Origin of the sequence: Kitasatospora sp. NPDC056181 (genome assembly GCF_042266225.1) — a bacterium.
Classification (GTDB): domain Bacteria; phylum Actinomycetota; class Actinomycetes; order Streptomycetales; family Streptomycetaceae; genus Kitasatospora.
Genome location: NZ_JBHJUK010000089.1, coordinates 1 through 17,849 on the forward strand (window position 1 = coordinate 1; position 17,849 = coordinate 17,849).

The window sequence follows — 17,849 nt, forward strand, 5'->3', positions numbered from 1 at the left end:
CCGGAGACCGGGTCGGCGGTGCCGGCGACCAGCGGGGCGCCGGCGCGCTGGGCGACGTGGCGGGCGGTGACCTTGTCACCGAGGTCGCGGATGGCCTGCGGGGGCGGGCCGATCCAGGTCAGGCCGGCGTCGATGACGGCCTGGGCGAAGTCGGCGTTCTCCGACAGGAAGCCGTAGCCGGGGTGGACGGCGTCGGCGCCGGAGTCCGCGGCGGCCTTGAGGACCTTCGCGATGTCGAGGTAGCTGGTGCCGGGGGTGTCGCCGCCCAGCGCGTAAGCCTCGTCGGCCGCGCGGACGTGCAGCGCATCCCGGTCCGGCTCGGCGTAGACGGCGACGCTGGCGATACCGGCATCCGAGCAGGCCCGGGCGACGCGGACGGCGATTTCTCCGCGGTTGGCGATGAGCACCTTGCGCACTGTGGCTCCCTTCTTGAACCTGATCGAGTCTATGGATTTCTCGGTAGTACCGGCGAGTAGCCCAAGGTTGTGAACTATCCCACACGGAGGGTGATGCATCCGGCGGACCGTGTTGCGGTCCGTTCGGGGTAATCCCAGGTGGCGGCGGGTGCCGCCACCGCGGGTCGGCCCGTACGGGCGGCGACCCGGAGGTACGGCGACGCGGTGGCCTTGGCCACACTCACGGAGCGGGGGCCGCTTCGGGCCTCCGTTCGAGTGCCTGCGAGGTCACGTCGGCGACCAGCTCGACCACGTCCGGGCCGTACGCCCCCGGGTTGACGACCTTGAGGACGAGGGCGAACGTGCCGTCCGCGCCGTACCGCCGGGCGAGCTTACGGTGGTGGGCGACGAGGTGGCGCACGGCGGCGTGGTTGGAGACGGCGGTCTGCCCGGCGATCAGGAAGGCCGGCCGGCTGCCCGGCGTCGGGTGCAGCCGGGCCAGCAGCACGAACGCCTGCCCGCCCGAGGGCGCCGACTCGTGCTCGTACCGGTACGTCTCGCCGCCCACCGTCAGGGTCAGCACCGGGACGCTGCCGGACATGTCGCCGGTGAAGGCGACCCCGGGCAGCCACGACGTCAGGTGCGCCGCCGTCCGGTCGTTGCTGGTCGGCCCGCCGAGGCAGAACTCGGCCTTGTGGCCGAGCCCCTGGCGGACGTCGTCGTGGGCGACCAGGTCGGCCAGGGCGCCGCACTCCTTGACCAGGGCGGCGAGTTCCATCAGCGCGAAGACGTCGTTGCGCGAGACGCTCCTGCCGCTGGACGAGGAGGCGTGCCGGTTCACCACCAGCAGGCACTCGGTCCCGGCCGGCAGGCCGAGGAACGAGCGGACGCGTTCCAGCCGCCGTCTTCGGCGCACCGTCTGCCCGAGCCAGCCGAGTCCGGCGCTGATCGCGCTGGCCACCAGGCCCAGCAGCACGTTGAGCAGACTGTCGGTCATTGCGGCGTTTCCTCCCCCCGTGAACGAATGGCGGCCAGCCTAGCCGGGGGATCCCGTCGGGAACATTGACGGTCTCCACAGGCGCTCCTAGCGTGCATCAAGTGATGTTCACAACGGGGAAGTTGTCCAAGGCGGCAACGGCGGTCTGCCTGGTCGCCCTGGCGGGTTGCGGCAGTTCGGGCAACGGAACGGCCAAACCGGCACCGGGGACGACCAGTTCGGCGCCGGGCCCGGCGCGTACCCACGGGTGCCTGAGCGAGGAGCAGGCCCGGGCCGGCAGCATCGACCTGCCGGCCACCTCGGGTGTCCGCCCGGCGTACTTCCAGCAGGCGGACGGCGGGCCGGCCAAGGTCGCGGTGGTGTTCTCGCACCAGCGGGACGGCTCGCTCTGCGACTGGGTGCGCTACCTGCCGGCGTTCACCCGGGCGGGGTACGCCGTGCTGGCGTCCGACGTCCCGGGCAGCCCGGCGGACGACCTGCCCGCCGCGGTGAAGTGGCTGGGGGGCAAGGGGGTGACCGAGGTGGTCCTGGTCGGCGCCTCCAAGGGCGGCACCGGCTCGCTGGTGGCCGCCGCGGTGCCCGCCCCGCTGCCGGTCGCGGCCGTCGTCTCGCTCAGCGGCCCGGCGCAGTACAGCGGGGACAACGCCGCGAAGGCGGTGCGGACCTCCCTGGTGCCGGAGCTCTTCGCGGCCGAGGAGGACGACACGCCGTTCAGCCAGGACGCCAAGGACCTGTACGCCGCCGCGGTGGCCCCGGGCAAGGCGCTGAAGCTCTACCCGGGCGGCAACCACGGTGCGGACCTGCTCGCGGACGGCGCGCTGCCGGACGTGCTGGCCTTCCTGGCGCAGCACGCCCCGGCGGCCGGGTGAGTCAGGCCCAGAGGTCGGTGATGCGGACGCCGAGCCCGGCGAGGAGGGTGCGCAGCAGCGGCAGCGAGAGGCCGATGACGTTGCCCGGGTCGCCGTCGATGCCCTCGACGAACGGCGCCGAGCGGCCGTCCAGGGTGAACGCGCCCGCCACGTGCAGCGGTTCGCCGGAGGCGATGTAGGCGGCGACCTCGGCGTCGTCCGGAGTGCCGAAGCGGACGGTGGTGGAGGCGGTGGCCGAGGACTGCTCACCGGTGACGGTGTCGATGACGCAGTGCCCGGTGCGCAGGACGCCGGAACGGCCGCGCATCGACTGCCAGCGGGCCAGCGCCTCGGCGGCGTCGGCGGGCTTGCCGAGCGCCAGGCCGTCCAGCTCCAGCACCGAGTCGCAGCCGATCACCAGCTCGCCGCCGGTCAGTTCGGCGGCGACCGCCTTGGCCTTGGCCTCGGCCAGGACGAGCGCGAGCTCGCCGGGGGTGGCGGCGGTGATCGCGTCCTCGTCGACGCCGCTGACCACCACGCGCGGGTCGAGGCCCGCCTGGCGCAGCAGCCCGAGGCGGGCGGGGGAGGCGGAGGCGAGGACGAGGGTGCGGCGGTCGGTCATGCCCACCAGGGTAGGGGGTGGTCCGCGCGCCCGTTCAGAGCATCAGCAGAACGGCCATCACGAGGCTGAGGGCGGCGAGCACGGGGCCGGCGCGGCGCATTTTCTCCTGCATCCGGCGGGCCTCGGGGGAGGGCTCGTCGCGTGGGTCTGACCAGAGCACGTCTCCAGGGTGCTCCGGGGGGCGGTGGTGACGCCTGAGTATCCGTACTCAGCTTTCGGGGCAATCCGGGCGCGTGCCGTGACGCGCCTGCGCGGAGTGGGAAGTCGGACGGGTCGACTTCCCACTCCGCGCACGGTGCCGGGCCGGTGCTAGCCGGCCCAGCCCGAGGTGCGCCAGACGTTGACGCCGGGGCGCGGGGTGCCGCGCAGCCGGCGGGCACGGTCGTTCCAGGGGGAGTCCGGGCCGCCACCGGCGCGGGCCGCCTCGGCGGCGGCCTGTGCGGCGGCGGCCCGGGACTGGACCACCGCCAGGACGGTGGCGAGCTCCTCGGGGGTCGGCTGCCCGTGCAGCACGTGGATCGGGGCCATGGCTCAATCCTCTCGTGACGGCCGCTGGTGGGGGAGGGCGGCTACAGGGGGATGTTGCCGTGCTTCTTCGGCGGCAGCACCTCACGCTTGCCCCGCAGCGCCCTCAGGCCGCGGACGATGTGCCGGCGGGTCTCGCTCGGGGCGATGACCGCGTCCACGTACCCGCGCTCGGCGGCCAGGTACGGGTTGAGCAGGGTGTCCTCGTACTCGGCGACCAGCTCGGCCCGGCGGGCGTCGACGTCCTCGCCGGCCGCGGCGGCCTCGGCCAGCTCGCGGCGGTAGACGATGTTGGCCGCGCCCTGCGCGCCCATCACCGCGATCTGCGCGGTCGGCCAGGCCAGGTTGAGGTCGGCGCCCAGGTGCTTGGAGCCCATGACGTCGTACGCGCCGCCGAAGGCCTTGCGGGTGATCACGGTGATCAGCGGGACGGTCGCCTCGGCGTACGCGTAGATCAGCTTGGCGCCGCGGCGGATGATGCCGTCCCACTCCTGCTCGGTGCCGGGCAGGAAGCCCGGCACGTCCACGAAGGTCAGCACCGGGATGTTGAACGAGTCGCAGGTCCGGATGAACCGGGCGGCCTTCTCGCTGGCGGCGATGTCCAGGCAGCCGGCCAGGTCCATCGGCTGGTTGCCGACGATGCCGACCGGGTGGCCCTCGACCCGGCCGAAGCCGGTGATGACGTTGCCGGCGTACAGCGGCTGGGTCTCCAGGAACTCGCCGTCGTCGAGGACGTGCTCGATCACCTTGTGCATGTCGTACGGCTGGTTCGCCGAGTCCGGCACGATGGTGTCGAGTTCGAGGTCCTCGTCGGTGACCGTGAGGTCCGCCTCCTCCGGGAAGGACGGCGGGTCGGAGAGGTTGTTGGAGGGCAGGTACGAGAGCAGGCTCTTGACGTACTCGACCGCCTCCTTCTCGTCCGTGGCCAGGTAGTGCGCGTTGCCGGACTTGGTGTTGTGGGTGCGCGCGCCGCCCAGCTCCTCCATGCCGACGTCCTCGCCGGTGACGGTCTTGATCACGTCCGGTCCGGTGATGAACATGTGCGAGGTCTGGTCGGCCATCACCACGAAGTCGGTGATCGCGGGGGAGTAGACCGCGCCGCCCGCGCAGGGGCCCATGATCAGCGAGATCTGCGGGATCACCCCGGAGGCGTGCACGTTGCGGCGGAAGATCTCGCCGTACAGGCCGAGCGAGGCCACGCCCTCCTGGATCCGGGCGCCGCCGGAGTCGTTGATGCCGATGACCGGGCAGCCGGTCTTCAGCGCGAAGTCCATCACCTTGACGATCTTCTCGCCGAAGACCTCGCCGAGGGAGCCGCCGAAGACGGTGAAGTCCTGCGCGAACACGGCCACCTGACGGCCGTCCACGGTGCCGTAGCCGGTGACGACGCCGTCGCCGTAGGGGCGGTTCCGCTCCTGGCCGAAGTTGGTCGAGCGGTGCCGGGCGAACTCGTCGAACTCCACGAAGGAGTCCTCGTCCAGCAGCTCGACCACGCGCTCGCGGGCCGTCAGCTTGCCCTTCGCGTGCTGCTTCTCCACGGCCTTGGCGGAGCCGGAGTGCACCGCCTCGTCGATCCTGCGCCGCAGGTCGGCGAGCTTGCCGGCGGTGGTGTGGGGGTCGTACGGCGCCTCGGTCACTTGGTGGCTCTCCCTGATCCATGGGCCGCCTGCCAGGTACAGCGCGGGCCAGGATGGGGGCCCGCGCACGAGGGCAGGGCGGCGCAACGAACTACCGTTGAGTAGCGTAGCCAGCGCACGGGGCCGGACGTAATGTCCAGCCGTTATGGCCAGCGACACAGTGTGTTAACGCGCGTTCTGCGGGACGATATGGCGGCCTACGGCTCCCGCCGGGCGCGAACCGCCGGACGACGCCATAGTCTCGTGGCCATGACCTCAGAGACCCCCCGTCGTAGTGGACTGCGCGGCTTCGGCCACACCGGGCCCTCGCCCTGGACCGACCTGGACCGGCCGCCGCTGGACGCCGAGGCCCTGCGCCGCGACCTGGTGCTTCCGGGCGGGCTCTGGACCTCGCTGGACGTCGTCACCGAGACCGGCTCCACCAACAGCGACCTGGCCGCGCGCGCCAGGGAGGGCGCGCCGCAGGGTGCCGTGCTGGTCGCCGAGGCGCAGAGCGCCGGGCGCGGGCGGCTGGAGCGGCAGTGGACGGCGCCGGCCCGCTCCGGGATCTTCCTCTCCGTCCTGCTTCGCCCGGACGAGGTACCCGTCGAGAGGTACGGCTGGTTGCCGATCCTGGTCGGCGTCGCCGCGGCCAGCACGCTGAGCCGGGTCGCCGAGGTCGAGGTGGGCCTGAAGTGGCCCAACGACCTCCAGGTCGTGATCGGCGGTGCGGAGCGCAAGCTCGGCGGCATCCTCACGGAGCTCGGCGGCGGCGCGGTGGTCGCGGGCCTGGGCGTCAACGTGTCGCTGCGGGAGGCCGAGCTGCCCGTCCCCGCCGCCGCCTCGCTGGCGCTGGCCGGCGCGGCCGTCACCGACCGGGCCACCCTGCTGCGCGCCCTGCTGCGCGAGTTCGGCGGCCTCTACACGGAGTGGACGGCCGCCGCGGGCGACCCGCACGCCAGCGGCCTGCTGCGTGCGTACGCGGACCGCTGCACCACCCTCGGCCGGGAGGTCAGGGTCCACCTGCCCGGGGACCGCGAGCTGCTCGGCGAGGCGGTGGCGGTCGACGGCGACGGCCGGCTGGTGGTCCGCACCCCCGACGGCGCCCGGCAGGCGGTCGGCGCGGGAGACGTCGTGCACGTGCGCCCCGAGCCGCGCTGAGCGGCACTCTTCACCTCCCCTTGACCCGGGCGGATGCCCCGGATCGCGGGATTCCGTGCGAACATTCCACCTGGCAGCAGTGTGAGGCGCGCCACTGCCCCGGGTGGCGGGCGCGCCCGGGCAGGCAGGACACGAGGCAAGTGCGGCAACCGCACGGGGACGGACCGGTGGCAGAGGACGGCAGCAGCGGCGGAACGGCGGGCAACCACGACCAGACGGTCGCGCTCGACCTGGAACGCCTGATCCTGGACGCGCCGCGCCGCTACACCCCGTACCAGGCCGCGCGCGCCGCCGACGTCCCGATGGAGCTCGCCACCCGCTTCTGGCGGGCGATGGGCTTCCCGGACATCGGGCAGTCCAGGGCGCTGACCGACGGCGACGTGATCGCGCTGCGCCGGCTGGCCGGGCTGGTGGAGTCGGGCCTGCTCAGCGAGTCGATGGCGATCCAGGTGGCGCGGTCCACCGGACAGACCACCGCCCGGCTGGCCGGGTGGCAGATGGACACCTTCCTGGAGAACCTCACCCAGTCCGTCGAACCCGGTCTGACCCGCGCCGAGGTCGCGTACCCGCTGGTCGAGCTGCTGCTCCCGGAGCTGGAGCAGTTCCTGGTCTACGTCTGGCGCCGGCAGCTGGCCGCCGTCACCGGCCGGGTCGTGCAGGCCGCCGAGGACACCGAGATCACCAGCGGCCGCCTCGCCGTCGGCTTCGCCGACCTGGTCGGCTTCACCCGGCTCTCCCGCCGGCTGGAGGAGGAGGAGCTCGGCGAGCTGGTCGAGACCTTCGAGAACACCTGCTCCGACCTGATCGCCGGCCAGGGCGGCCGGGTGATCAAGACCCTGGGCGACGAGATCCTCTACGTCTCCGAGGACCCGGTCACCGCGGCAGAGATCGCGCTCTCCCTGATCGAGGCGCTGGCCGAGGACGACTCCATCCCCGCGCTGCGGGTCGGCATGGCCTTCGGGACCGTGACCTCGCGGATGGGCGACGTCTTCGGCACCACCGTCAACCTGGCCAGCCGGCTCACCTCGATCGCGCCCAAGGACGCGGTGCTGATCGACGGCGACTTCGCCGTCGCGCTGGAGCAGAACGGCAGCGTCGCCCCGGCCGACGCGGACGGGCCGGGCCTCGCCGACGCGCTGTCGGCCGCCGCCGGAATGCCCGCCTCCGGGCTGCCGGTCCCGGGGCCGGACGCCGGGCACCGGTTCAACCTCCAGCCGATGTGGCGCCGCCCGGTGCGCGGGCTCGGGCTGGTCGAGCCGTGGCTGCTGTCGCGGCGTCGTCGTCCGGAGTAGTCGGCGACCGGGCGTGACGGCGGTGCGTCGGCCCGCGGTGCGTCGGCCTGCGGTGTGGCGGCCCGCGGTGTGACGGCGGCGCATCGGAACGGGGCACGGCTCCGGCGGGTCGGCCCGGCGCGCACTCCGGCGTGTCGGCCGGGGTGGCCGAACGGTTGAACCCTGTACGGCCGCGCGGATCCTTCCCGGCAAACGGGGCATAACCGAATGAAACCGCCATAGTCTTGGTGCAAGCGGCCGGATGGGTAGAGCTTCCCCGGCGGGCGCGGGCCCCGGCGGCGTGCCGCGGGGCCGGTCAGCACCGAGCACAGGGAGCGAGGCGAGCCGGTGAGCAGTGAGGCGATCGTGACGGACCGCGGCTGCGACAGCGACCGGCCGCAGCAGCCGGCCGCCCCTGACCTGCGGCTGAAGTCCGTGGTCGAGCTCGCGCAGGACATGGCGGGCGCCCTCACCCCGCTGGAGGCCGTCCGGGCCGCCGCCGCCCGTGCCACCGAGGCGCTCGGCGCCACCATGGCCGCCGTCTCGGTCTGGGACCGCGAGTCGGGCCGGCTGAGGGTCCTGGTCAACCACGGGGAGCTGGCGCCCGGGGAGGAGGAGCTGCCGGAGGACGAGTCCTACCCGGTGGCCGACTTCCCCGAGATCGTCACCTACCTGGAGGAGCGCTGGACCACCGGCCGCCTCCCGCGCGCGTGGCTGCAGAGCGCCGAGGACTCCGAACCGCACGCCGGGCACTCGCATCCCACGGCGGGCGCGTACTGCCAGGAGCGCGCCGCGGCGCTGCGCCGGCGCGGACGGGCCTGCTGCGTCGTCGCCCCGATCGTGCTGCACGGGCAGGCGTGGGGCGAGCTGTACCTGGCCCGGACCGTGGGCACCCCGGAGTTCACCGAGGCCGACGCCGACTACGCCACCCTGCTAGCCGCCCAGATCTCGGCCGGCCTCGCCCAGACCGAGCGCCTCGCCGACCTGCGCAAGCTCGCCTTCTCCGACCCGCTCACCGGCCTGGCCAACCGGCGTGCGGTGGACGCCCGGCTGGAGAGCGCGCTGGAGGCGCACAACCGGGACAACACGGTCGTCTCGCTGGTGGTCTGCGACGTCAACGGCCTCAAACGGGTCAACGACCAGCTCGGCCACGAGATGGGCGACCGGCTGCTGGAACGCTTCGCCCACCAGCTGTCGCTGGCCGCCGCCAAGCTGCCCGGCAGCCTCGCCGCCCGGCTCGGCGGCGACGAGTTCTGCCTGCTGGTCGAAGGGCAGAAGGCCGACGAGGTGGTCGCCGTCGCCGAGGAGCTGTGCGCCCGGGCCCTCGCGCTCGCCGAGGGCGAGGGCGTCGCCTGCGGGGTCGCCTCCACCGGGGACTCGATCGGCCCGGTCACCACCGCCGACCGGCTCTTCCGGCTCGCCGACGCCGCCCAGTACCGGGCCAAGGCCGCCCGCTCCGCCCACCCGGTGGTCGCCGGACGCAGCCACGGGCCCGGCTTCGCGCCCGACCCGACCGTGCTGCTCGCCGACGCCGCCGACCCGCACCACCGGGCCGACGCCCGCGGCCGCGGCGCCGGCCGGGCCGGGGCCGGCGACCGGCGGCGGTTCCGCGGGGCCGCGCACAGTGCCGACCCGGGCCAGCTGCTCACCACCGTGCTCGCCGCCCTCGACCAGCACGGCTCGGCCCGCTCGGTCCACCCCGCCGACACCATCGGCAAGCTGGCCGTCGTCGCGGAGACCTCGGCCCGGCTGCTGGACGCGGTCGGCTGGTGGGTCTCCTACGTGCCGCCCGGCTCGCAGCTGATGCGGACGGCGCAGCACGCCGTCTACCGGATGACCAGCGGCCCCAGCAGCAGCCGGGCGGAGACCCAGCGGGCGCAGATCGAGGCCCCCGACGCCGTCTTCGACCTGCGGCACTACCCGATGACCCGGCGGGCCGTCCGCGGCGGCGCCTTCGCCCTGCGCGCCGGCGCCGCGGGCAACGACCCGGCCGAGGAGGCCATGCTGGTCGTCTCCGGCTACCGGGGCATGATCGGCGCCGGCGGCCAGAACGCGGCGGGCGGCTGGCTGGTCGAGCTCTTCGCCGACGACGCCACCCTCCCGCTGGGCCAGGCGGCCTGCGCCATGCGCGCCCTGGTCGCCGTGGCCCTGTCCGGCCCGGCCTCCCCGCCGCCGGGGTAAGCCCGTTCCCGATCCGTCGACCGGGGTGTACCGGGGCGGTCACGGTCCTGGTCGGAGGCTACCGGGGGGCCGGGCGGGCATGGGATGGTGTCCGCGGTCGGCGGGCCAAGGGGGCCCGCCGGATTCGGGGGTCACACCATGCGTGCTCGTCTGACGAGCCTTGTCCTGTCCGCGATGCTCGCTTTCGGCGGCGCCGCACTCGCCACCGCGCCGGCGGCCTCGGCCGCCCAGGCCGCGCCGCGCGCCGCCGCGGTGGGCACCGTCCTCCAGGGCACCGCGGCCCAGGGCGCCCCGGCCGCCGCGCCCGCCGCGGCTCCGGCCCCGGCCGCCGACCGGCACGACACCCAGCTGGCCGGGTCCAAGGACAAGTCGAAGAAAAAGAAGAAGAAGGGCTTCTTCGACAAGCTCATAGGAAAGCTCATCGGCGGGCTGGTGGCGGTGGTGCTGCTCGTCCTGCTCGTCGTGGTGGTCGTGGTGCTGGTCCGCCGCAGCCGCCGCTAGCCGGCGGGCCGCCGCGGGCCCCGGCCGGGTGTCCGCGGCGGTCCGGTGTCAGGCCTTGAGCGCGCGCAGGACCGCCTCCACGACGCGGTCCGCGTACGCGTGGTCGAGCGGGCCCAGGCCGTGCAGCCAGCGGTAGTACATCGGGCCGTAGAGGAGTTCGACGGCGAGGTCGAGGTCGGCGTCGTCGGCGATCCGGCCGGCCGCGCGGGCGGTGCGCAGGCGGTCGCGGGTGGCCTCCAGCAGCGGGTCCATCAGGCGTTCGCGGTACTCGCGGAGCAGGGCGGGGTCGAGCAGGCACTCCGAGACCAGGCCGCGGCCGGTGTTGTCGAAGGCGGGGTCGGCGAGCTGGTCGGCGGTCGGCCGCAGGACGGTGCGCAGGTCGGCGGCGAGGTCGCCGGTGTCGGGGAGGGCGAGGCTGCCGGAGGCGTCCTCGTTGGCGGCCTGGAAGGCGTCGAAGACGACCGCGCCCTTGGAGGGCCACCACCGGTAGATGGTCTGCTTGCCGACGCCGGCGCGGGCGGCGATCGCCTCGATGGTGAGTTTGCCGAAGCCGACCTCGGCGACCAGTTCGGCGGCGGCGGTGAGGACGGCCTTGCGGGACCGCTCGCTGCGGCGGGCCGGGTCGGGTGTGCTGCTGCGGGTCATGGCTACATGATAGGGGTCCGGCGAAACGATACGTCTCGTCTTTCCTTGTTCGGGCACGGGGTGCCCACTCCGTGCCCGGCCGGGGCTCAGCCCTCCCGGAGTGCCGCGGCCAGCAGCTCGTGGAGCTCTGCGGCGAACGCCCGGGGGTGGGTCAGGTTGCCGTTGTGGCCGCCGGGGAGGCGGGCGAGGTCCGTGCCGAGCCGTCCGGCGAGCACCTCGGCGCAGCGGTAGCTGTAGACCGTCGGGTCGGTGGCCGCGCCGATGACGGGCACCACCCGGGTCGGCCCGGCGGCGAGCGCGTCGGCCTGGCCGGGCCCGAAGGCGCTGCGGCGCACGGTGGTCAGGTCGTGGGCGAGGAAGGTGCTGAAGTTGGCCTCGCGCTCGGGCCCGAACGACTGCGGGCTCGCCCCGGGCTCTCGGTCCTGGTGGGAGGCGATCCCGGTGGCGGCCATCACCCCGTGCAGCGCCGCCCGCCAGCCGTCCCGGTGGAAGGTGTCCTGCATCCCGGCCAGTGCGGCGACGGCCCGGGCGCGCTCCTCCTCCGGCAGGAGGGCCGGGGCGGCGGGCTCGTGGGCGATCAGGGTGTGCAGCCGTCCGGGGTGGTCGTGGGCGAGCTGGAGCCCGACCAGGGCGCCGAAGCTGCAGCCGAGCATCAGGGCGGGCCGGTCGGTGACGGCGGCGAGCAGCCGGTGGACGTCGTCGGCGTGCTCCTCGACGGTCGGGGTCGTGCCCGGCCGGTCGAGGGGGCTGCGGGAGAGCCCGCGCCGGTCGTACGTCACCACGGTGTACCGGTCGGCCAGGTGGGCCACCAGGTCGGCGCTGCGGTCGGCGTCGCCCTCGCCGCTCTGGGAGATCACCAGGACCGGGCCGCGGCCCTGGGCCTGGTGGTGGATGCGGGCGCCGGCGGTGTCGAGCAGTGCGGTGGTCATGGCTGGGTCCCTCCCCGGGGCGGCCGGTCGGCCGCCGTTGACTCCACCGTAGAGCATCTTTTTAGATGCATCAAGATAGATGAATCATTTTCGATGCATCTCTGTTGATGTACCTTGGCCCCATGAACGGAGTCGAACTGCTGCTGCTCGGACGGACGTTGGCGAGGATCGGGGAGGGCGCGATCCCGGTCGGAGCGGGCGACGGGCGCAAGAGCGGTGTCCGCTCGGTGGTGATCGTGATGAGCGACGTCTACGAGCATCCGGACAGCGCGGTCGGCGAGATCGCGGCGCGGACCGGCCTGCCGCAGAGCCAGGTGTCCACTGCGGTGGCCAGGCTGCGCGAAGCCGGGTCGGTCGTCACCGAGGCCGACCCCCGGGACCGGCGGCGGCTGCTGGTCCGTCGCGCGCCGGAGGTCTCGGCCCGGCGGGTCGAGGTCGCGAGCGCGACCGTGGACGACGCGCTCGCCCGCGCGCTCGGCACCGACGACCCGCAGGCGCTGGCGGAGGTGCAGGCGGCGCTGGAGGTGCTGGGGCGGCGGCTGACCCCGGCCACGGTCCGCAGGCTGCGGGCGGAGGCGGCCGGGGAGGCGGCTAGCCGGTGATGCGGTCCGGGCGGGTGTAGATGTTGGCGCCCTCGCCGCGCAGGAAGCCGACCAGGGTCAGGCCCAGCTCCTCGGCGAGGTCCACCGCGAGCGAGGACGGTGCCGAGACGGCGGCCAGCAGCGGTATGCCCGCCAGCGCCGCCTTCTGGGTCAGCTCGAACGACGCCCGCCCGCTGACCAGCAGCACGTGCCCGGTCAGCGGCAGCCGCCCGGCACGCAGCGCCCAGCCGACCACCTTGTCCACCGCGTTGTGCCGGCCGACGTCCTCGCGGGCGCAGAGCAGCTCGCCGGTCGTGCCGTCGAACAGCCCGGCCGCGTGCAGGCCGCCGGTCGACTCGAAGGTGCGCTGCGCGGCCCGCAGGGCGTCCGGCAGCCCGTACAGCAGGGCGGGCGGGACGGTCAGCGGGTCGTCCGCGACCCGGTGGCGGACGTGGGTGCGGACGGCGTCCACGGTGTCCCGGCCGCAGAGGCCGCAGGCGCTGGTGGTGAGCAGGTTGCGGTGGGCGGAGAGCGGGACGGTGCCGGCGCCGCGCAGCGTCGCGTCCACCACGTTGTAGGTGTTGGCGCCGGCCTCGTCCGTCCCGGCGCAGTAGCGCAGCGCGGCCAGTTCGTCCGTCGTGTGCACCAGCCCCTCGCCGACCAGGAAGCCGGCCACCAGGTCGAAGTCCTGCCCCGGGGTCCGCATGGTCACCGTGAGCGGCTCGCCGCCGAGCCGGATCTCCAACGGCTCCTCCGCCGCGAGCGCGTCCGGCCGCGTGCTGCGCACGTCCCCGCGCAGTCGCACGACCCGCCGTCGCGCCGTCGCCCGTGTCATCGCCCCGCCACCTCCGCGCCGTTCGTCACCCCCACAGCGTGCGCCACGGGCCGGGGTAACCGAAAATCCTGCTGACCGGCGAAGTGTCCGCGGAGACCGAATGGGCGCAGGCGGTTGTCATATCTTCATTCACCTGATGTGATGGTGTATATGGATATGCACAGTGCTGCGGCCCCCCACGCGCCGCTCGTCCAGGTCGGCAAGGCCGACGTCAGCGCCGAGGACGTGCTGGCCGTCGCCCGTGGCAACGCCAAGGTCGAGATCGGCCCCGACGCGCTCGCCGAGATGGCGGCCGCGCGGGCCCGGATCGACGCCCTCGCCGCCGAACCGCGCCCCGTCTACGGCGTCTCCACCGGCTTCGGCGCACTCGCCGTCCGGCACATCAGCCCCGAGCTGCGCGCCCAGCTCCAGCGCTCGCTGGTGCGCTCGCACGCCGCCGGCATGGGCCCGGCGGTGGAGCGCGAGGTGGTCCGCGCGCTGATGTTCCTGCGGATGAAGACGCTCGCCTCGGGCCGGACCGGCGTGCGCCCGCTCGTCGCCCAGACCATGGCCGCCATCCTCAACGCCGGCATCACCCCGGTGGTCCGCGAGTTCGGCTCGCTCGGCTGCTCCGGCGACCTCGCGCCGCTGTCGCACTGCGCGCTGGCCCTGATGGGCGAAGGCGTGGCCACCGGCCCCGACGGCGTCGAGAAGCCCGCCGGCGAGCTGCTCGCCGCGGCCGGCATCGAGCCGGTCGAGCTGCTGGAGAAGGAGGGCCTGGCCCTCATCAATGGCACCGACGGCATGCTCGGCATGCTGGTGATGGCCATCTCCGACCTCCAGCGCCTGTTCACCACCGCCGACATCACCGCCGCGATGACCCTGGAGGCGCTGCTCGGCTCCGACAAGGTGCTCGCCCCCGAGCTGCACGCCCCGATCCGCCCGCACCCCGGCCAGGCGCTCTCCGCCGCCAACATGCTGGCCGTCCTCAAGGACTCCGGCCTCACCGGCCACCACCAGGACGACGCGCCGCGCGTCCAGGACGCCTACTCGATCCGCTGCGCCCCGCAGGTCGCCGGCGCCGGGCGCGACACCCTGGCCCACGCCGCGCTGGTCGCCTCCCGCGAGCTGGCCGCCTCCGTCGACAACCCGGTGGTGCTGCCGGACGGCCGCGTCGAGTCCAACGGCAACTTCCACGGCGCCCCGGTCGCGTACGTGCTGGACTTCCTCGCCATCGCCGCCGCCGACCTCGGCTCGATCTCCGAGCGCCGCACCGACCGGCTGCTGGACAAGGCCCGTTCGCACGGCCTGCCGGCCTTCCTGGCCGACGACCCGGGCGTGGACTCCGGCCTGATGATCGCCCAGTACACCCAGGCGGCACTGGTCAGCGAGAACAAGCGGCTCGCGGTTCCGGCCTCGGTCGACTCGATCCCGTCCTCGGCGATGCAGGAGGACCACGTCTCGATGGGCTGGTCCGCCGCCCGCAAGCTGCGCCAGGCGGTCGAGAACCTCGGCCGGATCCTCGCCGTCGAGCTCACCGCCGCCGCCCGCGCGCTGGAGATCCGCCAGCAGGCCGACGCCAGCGGCACGGTGGCCCCCGCCACCGCCGCGGCGATGGCCGCCGCCCGGGAGGCCGGGGTCGGCGGTGCCGGCCGCGACCGCTTCCTCTCGCCGGACCTGGAGGCCGCCGCCGCGCTGGTCGCCTCCGGCGCGCTGGTGCAGGCGGTCGAGCAGGTCACCGGTCCGCTGGCCTGACGGCCGGAGCCCGACGGTCGGAGACCGACGGACGAAGCACGATGTCGCGGGGCGGGTGGGATCAGTCCCACTCGCTCCGCGGCTGCTTCGGCCGACGGTCCTCCCGCCGGTTGCCCAGGGCGGCCGCGACGTTGACCCCGACGATCCCGGTCCAGCAGACCACCAGGCCCACCAGGCCGGTGAAGTCGTTGCTCCCGCCGTTGGTCGCGATGGCGGTCAGCGGGATGCCCAGGACCAGCGAGGCCATCGGCAGCCTCGTGCCGGAGCGGCCGCCCCGGCGGCGCAGGTGCTCGGCCGGCCCGTAGTCGTCGAGCCGCTCGGCGACCCGGCGCTCCACCCGCGCGTCGAGGCGGGCGTCCAGCCGGGACTCCAGCCGGGTCAGGAACGAGTCGACCAGCTCGGGCTCGTACTCCTTGCCGAGTTCCTTGCGGGCCTGCAGGGTGGCGTCGAGGTCGCGGCGCAGTTCGTCCTGGCGAGTGTTCATGGCTATCAGCCTGGGACCGCGAGGCCTCCGCGGTCCATCCGTCCGCACGGTAATCCGGGCGGACTCAGGGGGAAATCAGGGTCACCCCGAGGGTCCGGGGAAAGCCCGTCCCGCCCCTCGGGACGTCTCATCCGGCGTCCCGGCGTACGAGACGTCTTTGCCAGCGGCCGCCCACTGCTGCACAGTCGTCGTCCGAACAGCTCGCACCCGGAGGTACCGCTGATGACCGCCACCGACGACACCGGCACGGTCGGCCCCTCCGCCCGGCTGCTCCAGCTCTTCGAGGGCCACCGGCTCACCCCCACCCAGCGCCGGATCGCGCACTCGCTGGTCCGGCACGCCACCGAGGCGCCGTTCCTCTCCAGCGTCGAGGTCGCCGAGCTGGCCGGGGTCAGCCAGCCCTCCGTCACCCGCTTCGCGGTCGCCCTCGGCTACGACGGCTACCCGGCGCTGCGCAGGCAGCTGCGCGAACTGGGCGCGGGCGAGTCGGCCGCCCCCGAGACCCCGGCCGACGCCGTCCGCAACGAGCACCAGCAGGCCGTCCTCGCCGAGATCGAGCACTTGCGGCTGCTCGCCGACCTCCTCGCCGACCCCGAGCCGATCACCCGCGCCGCCCGCCTCCTCGCCGCCTCCCGCCCGCTGCCCGTCCTCGGCCTGCGGGCCGCCTCCGCCCAGGCCCGCGGCTTCGCCTACTTCGCGGCCAAGGTGCACCCCGACATCCGGCTCCTCGACGAGGGCGGCAGCATGCTCGCCGACCGGCTCGAACAGGCCGCCGCGGCCGGTGCCAGCGCCCTGCTCTGCTTCGCGCTGCCGCGCTACCCGCGCGAGCTGATGGACGCCCTGGCGGTGGCCCGGGAGTGCGGGCTGACCGTCCTCACCGTCGCCGACAGCGCGTTCGCGCCGGTCGCCAAGCTCTCCGACCTGATGCTGCCGGCCGCCGTCGGCACTGGGCTCGTCTTCGACACCGCCTGCGCGCCGATGATGCTCGGCCGGGTGCTGTTGCAGACCATGTGTGACGAACTCCCCGGTGCGGAGGCCCGGTTGGAGGCGATCGAACAGTCGGCGGCGGCGCGCGGTCTGTTCCTGGAGTAGGGCGCGCGGTCTCCTCCTGGAGTAGAAGGGGCCCGGAGTAGAAGGGGCCCGGAGCGGCCGGCGGCGGCCGGACGGTCAGCCGGCGAGGGCGTTCCGCAGCCGGTCCAGGGTGGCGCGCATGCCGGCCCGGTTGGCCGCGGGCCGCCGCTCCGGGGAGACCCCGGTGAAGACCTTGCCGAGCAGCTCGGCGAACGGCGCGCTGCGCCCGGTGCGCAGGTCCCGCCAGTACTCGGTGACCGTCGTCCCGCCGTTCCCGTCTGCCGCGAAGCGGTAGCCCCACTCGGCGATGGGGATCCCGAACGAGTCGACCCGGAAGGCGAATTCACGGTCCGGATCGGCGACCGTCACCCGGCAGGTGGTGAACCAGACGAAGAGCCCGCGGCGGTTGAACCCGACGAACCGCTCGCCCGCCCGGAGTGACCCCCGGCGGGCCCAGACCGCGCGGCACTCCGGGCTCCACTCGCCCGTCCGGCGCACCTCGCTGACGGCCCGGTACGCGGCGGCCGGCCCGGCCGCCACCGTGACGCTCTCCTCGACGCTCCACTCGCGGCCCATTGCGGCCCCTCCCCGATCGTTCCCGCCCGGTGTCGGCGCTTCTGCGCGCGTCAGTGACCGTACCGTCACGTTGGCGATCCGCCCAGAGCGGGTATCACCCTGTCAGGGGGTGCCGCCATGCGCGTGATCCACGAGATGAAGTTCGTCGGCCGGCTCGCCTCCGGTGCCGACGAATGGTCCTGCCCCGCCTGCGGACGGCGCGTCACCCTGCGCCGTCTGCCCGGACCCGAACTGACCGTCCTCGACCCGGGTGACGAGAGCGCCGTCCATGTCGGCGTCATCGAACCCGACGCCGGCGCGGCCGCCGCGGCCGAGAGGTACGGCCTCGGCCCCGTCCAGGAGATCCCCCGCCCGCCCCGCCCGGCCACCCCCGACGACGAGGACCGCCGCTGGCTCGCCGAGATCGGCATCGACTGGGACGGCGGCGCTGCGGCGTGAGGGCGCGTCAGCGGCGGGGGGCGTAGAGCGGCAGGTCGTCGGTGTTCAGCGCCGGCGGCAGGGGTGAGGCGAGTGGCACGGGCTCGCCGTACTTCCCGTGCGGCACGCCCCGGTAGGCGCCGTCGCGGGGGTGGGTGTAGGGCGTCCAGACGCCCTTGCGCGGGTCGACCGCGAGCAGGGTGGCGACGCCGGCGGTGGCGTACCAGTCCGTCTTGGTGGCCACGGCCTGGGCGCCCTCGGAGTTGGAGATGACCTCCATGGCGAGGGCGGCGTCGCGCGGGTCGGCCAGTCACTTGTCGTCACGGTCCCAATCGACGGGGAGGGCGACCAGGTCGGGTGTCACGTAGTCTTCCTCGTTCTCCGGCATGAAGATCGACGAAACCTCTTATGCGCCAAGGCTCTTGGGAAGTTGAGGGATGAGCTGATCGCGCAGCAGGCG

20 protein-coding genes and 1 pseudogene are annotated in these 17,849 nt (G+C 74.2%); 9 read left to right on the forward strand and 12 right to left on the reverse strand.

Translation table 11 applies throughout. From position 1 onward, the window contains the following. Both ACFC1F_RS28240 and ACFC1F_RS28245 read right to left on the reverse strand, forming a co-directional pair. A partial coding sequence (locus tag ACFC1F_RS28240) for a biotin carboxylase N-terminal domain-containing protein (RefSeq protein WP_376162447.1) occupies positions 1 to 416 on the reverse strand: 416 nt, incomplete at its 3' end. Positions 417 to 636: 220 nt separating this feature from the next. Then, positions 637 to 1,392, reverse strand: coding sequence for a hypothetical protein (locus ACFC1F_RS28245; RefSeq protein WP_376162449.1), 756 nt, complete (start codon positions 1,390 to 1,392; stop codon positions 637 to 639). A 101-nt stretch (positions 1,393 to 1,493) separates the two neighbouring features. On the opposite strand from ACFC1F_RS28245, the gene ACFC1F_RS28250 reads away from it, so the two are divergent. Then, on the forward strand, positions 1,494 to 2,261 hold the full coding sequence (locus ACFC1F_RS28250) for an alpha/beta hydrolase family protein (protein WP_376162451.1): 768 nt from the start codon (positions 1,494 to 1,496) through the stop codon (positions 2,259 to 2,261). 1 nt (position 2,262) lies between these two features. Here ACFC1F_RS28250 and ACFC1F_RS28255 read toward each other — a convergent pair whose 3' ends face one another. The 4 genes from ACFC1F_RS28255 to ACFC1F_RS28270 all read right to left on the reverse strand — a co-directional run bounded on the left by ACFC1F_RS28255 (position 2,263) and on the right by ACFC1F_RS28270 (position 5,024). Then, a complete protein-coding gene (locus ACFC1F_RS28255; protein ID WP_209417377.1) occupies positions 2,263 to 2,862 on the reverse strand; it encodes a nucleoside triphosphate pyrophosphatase in 600 nt (199 codons plus the stop codon). A gap of 34 nt (positions 2,863 to 2,896) precedes the next feature. Continuing rightward, a complete protein-coding gene (gene mmpB, locus ACFC1F_RS28260) occupies positions 2,897 to 3,022 on the reverse strand; it encodes a morphogenic membrane protein MmpB (protein WP_376162453.1) in 126 nt (41 codons plus the stop codon). Positions 3,023 to 3,171: 149 nt separating this feature from the next. Next, positions 3,172 to 3,390 carry an acyl-CoA carboxylase subunit epsilon gene (locus tag ACFC1F_RS28265; protein WP_148644515.1) on the reverse strand — a complete coding sequence of 73 codons (219 nt, stop codon included), beginning with the start codon at positions 3,388 to 3,390 and terminating at the stop codon, positions 3,172 to 3,174. 41 nt (positions 3,391 to 3,431) lie between these two features. Further along, on the reverse strand, positions 3,432 to 5,024 hold the full coding sequence (locus ACFC1F_RS28270) for an acyl-CoA carboxylase subunit beta (protein ID WP_376162455.1): 1,593 nt from the start codon (positions 5,022 to 5,024) through the stop codon (positions 3,432 to 3,434). Between the two features lie 249 nt (positions 5,025 to 5,273). Here ACFC1F_RS28270 and ACFC1F_RS28275 point away from each other — a divergent pair, with 249 nt between their 5' ends. From ACFC1F_RS28275 to ACFC1F_RS28290, 4 genes and pseudogenes are all read left to right on the forward strand, one after another. After that, positions 5,274 to 6,164 carry a biotin--[acetyl-CoA-carboxylase] ligase gene (locus ACFC1F_RS28275; protein ID WP_376162457.1) on the forward strand — a complete coding sequence of 297 codons (891 nt, stop codon included), beginning with the start codon at positions 5,274 to 5,276 and terminating at the stop codon, positions 6,162 to 6,164. Positions 6,165 to 6,331: 167 nt separating this feature from the next. Beyond that, positions 6,332 to 7,456 (forward strand): adenylate/guanylate cyclase domain-containing protein, encoded by a 1,125-nt coding sequence (locus tag ACFC1F_RS28280; protein ID WP_241002744.1) that lies wholly within the window; start codon positions 6,332 to 6,334, stop codon positions 7,454 to 7,456. Positions 7,457 to 7,891: 435 nt separating this feature from the next. Further along, positions 7,892 to 9,028: pseudogene (locus tag ACFC1F_RS28285) on the forward strand (diguanylate cyclase domain-containing protein); the annotation flags it as partial. A 726-nt stretch (positions 9,029 to 9,754) separates the two neighbouring features. After that, a complete protein-coding gene (locus ACFC1F_RS28290; protein ID WP_376162459.1) occupies positions 9,755 to 10,117 on the forward strand; it encodes a hypothetical protein in 363 nt (120 codons plus the stop codon). 48 nt (positions 10,118 to 10,165) lie between these two features. Here the strand turns inward: ACFC1F_RS28290 and ACFC1F_RS28295 are convergent, their stop codons facing one another. Together ACFC1F_RS28295 and ACFC1F_RS28300 are read right to left on the reverse strand one after the other, a co-directional pair. Next, entirely contained in the window at positions 10,166 to 10,762 is a 597-nt protein-coding gene (locus tag ACFC1F_RS28295) for a TetR/AcrR family transcriptional regulator (RefSeq protein WP_209417373.1), read from the reverse strand. A gap of 86 nt (positions 10,763 to 10,848) precedes the next feature. After that, complete coding sequence (locus tag ACFC1F_RS28300; protein WP_376162461.1) at positions 10,849 to 11,691, reverse strand: alpha/beta fold hydrolase; 843 nt, start codon at positions 11,689 to 11,691, stop codon at positions 10,849 to 10,851. A gap of 122 nt (positions 11,692 to 11,813) precedes the next feature. Between ACFC1F_RS28300 and ACFC1F_RS28305 the strand changes: the two genes are divergently transcribed. Then, positions 11,814 to 12,293, forward strand: a complete 480-nt coding sequence (locus ACFC1F_RS28305) for a MarR family transcriptional regulator (RefSeq protein WP_376162463.1) — start codon at positions 11,814 to 11,816, stop codon at positions 12,291 to 12,293. Here the strand turns inward: ACFC1F_RS28305 and fdhD are convergent. Further along, positions 12,283 to 13,107: a formate dehydrogenase accessory sulfurtransferase FdhD gene (gene fdhD / locus ACFC1F_RS28310; protein WP_376162465.1), complete on the reverse strand. Its 825-nt coding sequence runs from the start codon at positions 13,105 to 13,107 to the stop codon at positions 12,283 to 12,285. The two genes, ACFC1F_RS28305 and fdhD, sit on opposite strands and share 11 nt — an antisense overlap. Positions 13,108 to 13,257: 150 nt before the next feature. Between fdhD and hutH the strand changes: the two genes are divergently transcribed. After that, a complete protein-coding gene (hutH, locus tag ACFC1F_RS28315) occupies positions 13,258 to 14,841 on the forward strand; it encodes a histidine ammonia-lyase (RefSeq protein WP_374106216.1) in 1,584 nt (527 codons plus the stop codon). A gap of 61 nt (positions 14,842 to 14,902) precedes the next feature. Here hutH and ACFC1F_RS28320 read toward each other — a convergent pair whose 3' ends face one another. Next, a complete protein-coding gene (locus tag ACFC1F_RS28320) occupies positions 14,903 to 15,325 on the reverse strand; it encodes a hypothetical protein (protein ID WP_376162467.1) in 423 nt (140 codons plus the stop codon). Between the two features lie 222 nt (positions 15,326 to 15,547). Here ACFC1F_RS28320 and ACFC1F_RS28325 point away from each other — a divergent pair, with 222 nt between their 5' ends. Next, positions 15,548 to 16,417 carry a MurR/RpiR family transcriptional regulator gene (locus tag ACFC1F_RS28325; protein ID WP_209417368.1) on the forward strand — a complete coding sequence of 290 codons (870 nt, stop codon included), beginning with the start codon at positions 15,548 to 15,550 and terminating at the stop codon, positions 16,415 to 16,417. Positions 16,418 to 16,492: 75 nt separating this feature from the next. On the opposite strand, the gene ACFC1F_RS28330 is transcribed toward ACFC1F_RS28325, so the two are convergent. Beyond that, positions 16,493 to 16,972 (reverse strand): SRPBCC family protein, encoded by a 480-nt coding sequence (locus ACFC1F_RS28330; protein WP_209417367.1) that lies wholly within the window; start codon positions 16,970 to 16,972, stop codon positions 16,493 to 16,495. Between the two features lie 117 nt (positions 16,973 to 17,089). Here ACFC1F_RS28330 and ACFC1F_RS28335 point away from each other — a divergent pair, with 117 nt between their 5' ends. Continuing rightward, entirely contained in the window at positions 17,090 to 17,410 is a 321-nt protein-coding gene (locus ACFC1F_RS28335; RefSeq protein WP_209417366.1) for a hypothetical protein, read from the forward strand. 7 nt (positions 17,411 to 17,417) lie between these two features. Here ACFC1F_RS28335 and ACFC1F_RS28340 read toward each other — a convergent pair whose 3' ends face one another. Then, entirely contained in the window at positions 17,418 to 17,669 is a 252-nt protein-coding gene (locus ACFC1F_RS28340; RefSeq protein WP_376162470.1) for a hypothetical protein, read from the reverse strand. Between the last annotated feature and the right edge of the window lie 180 nt (positions 17,670 to 17,849).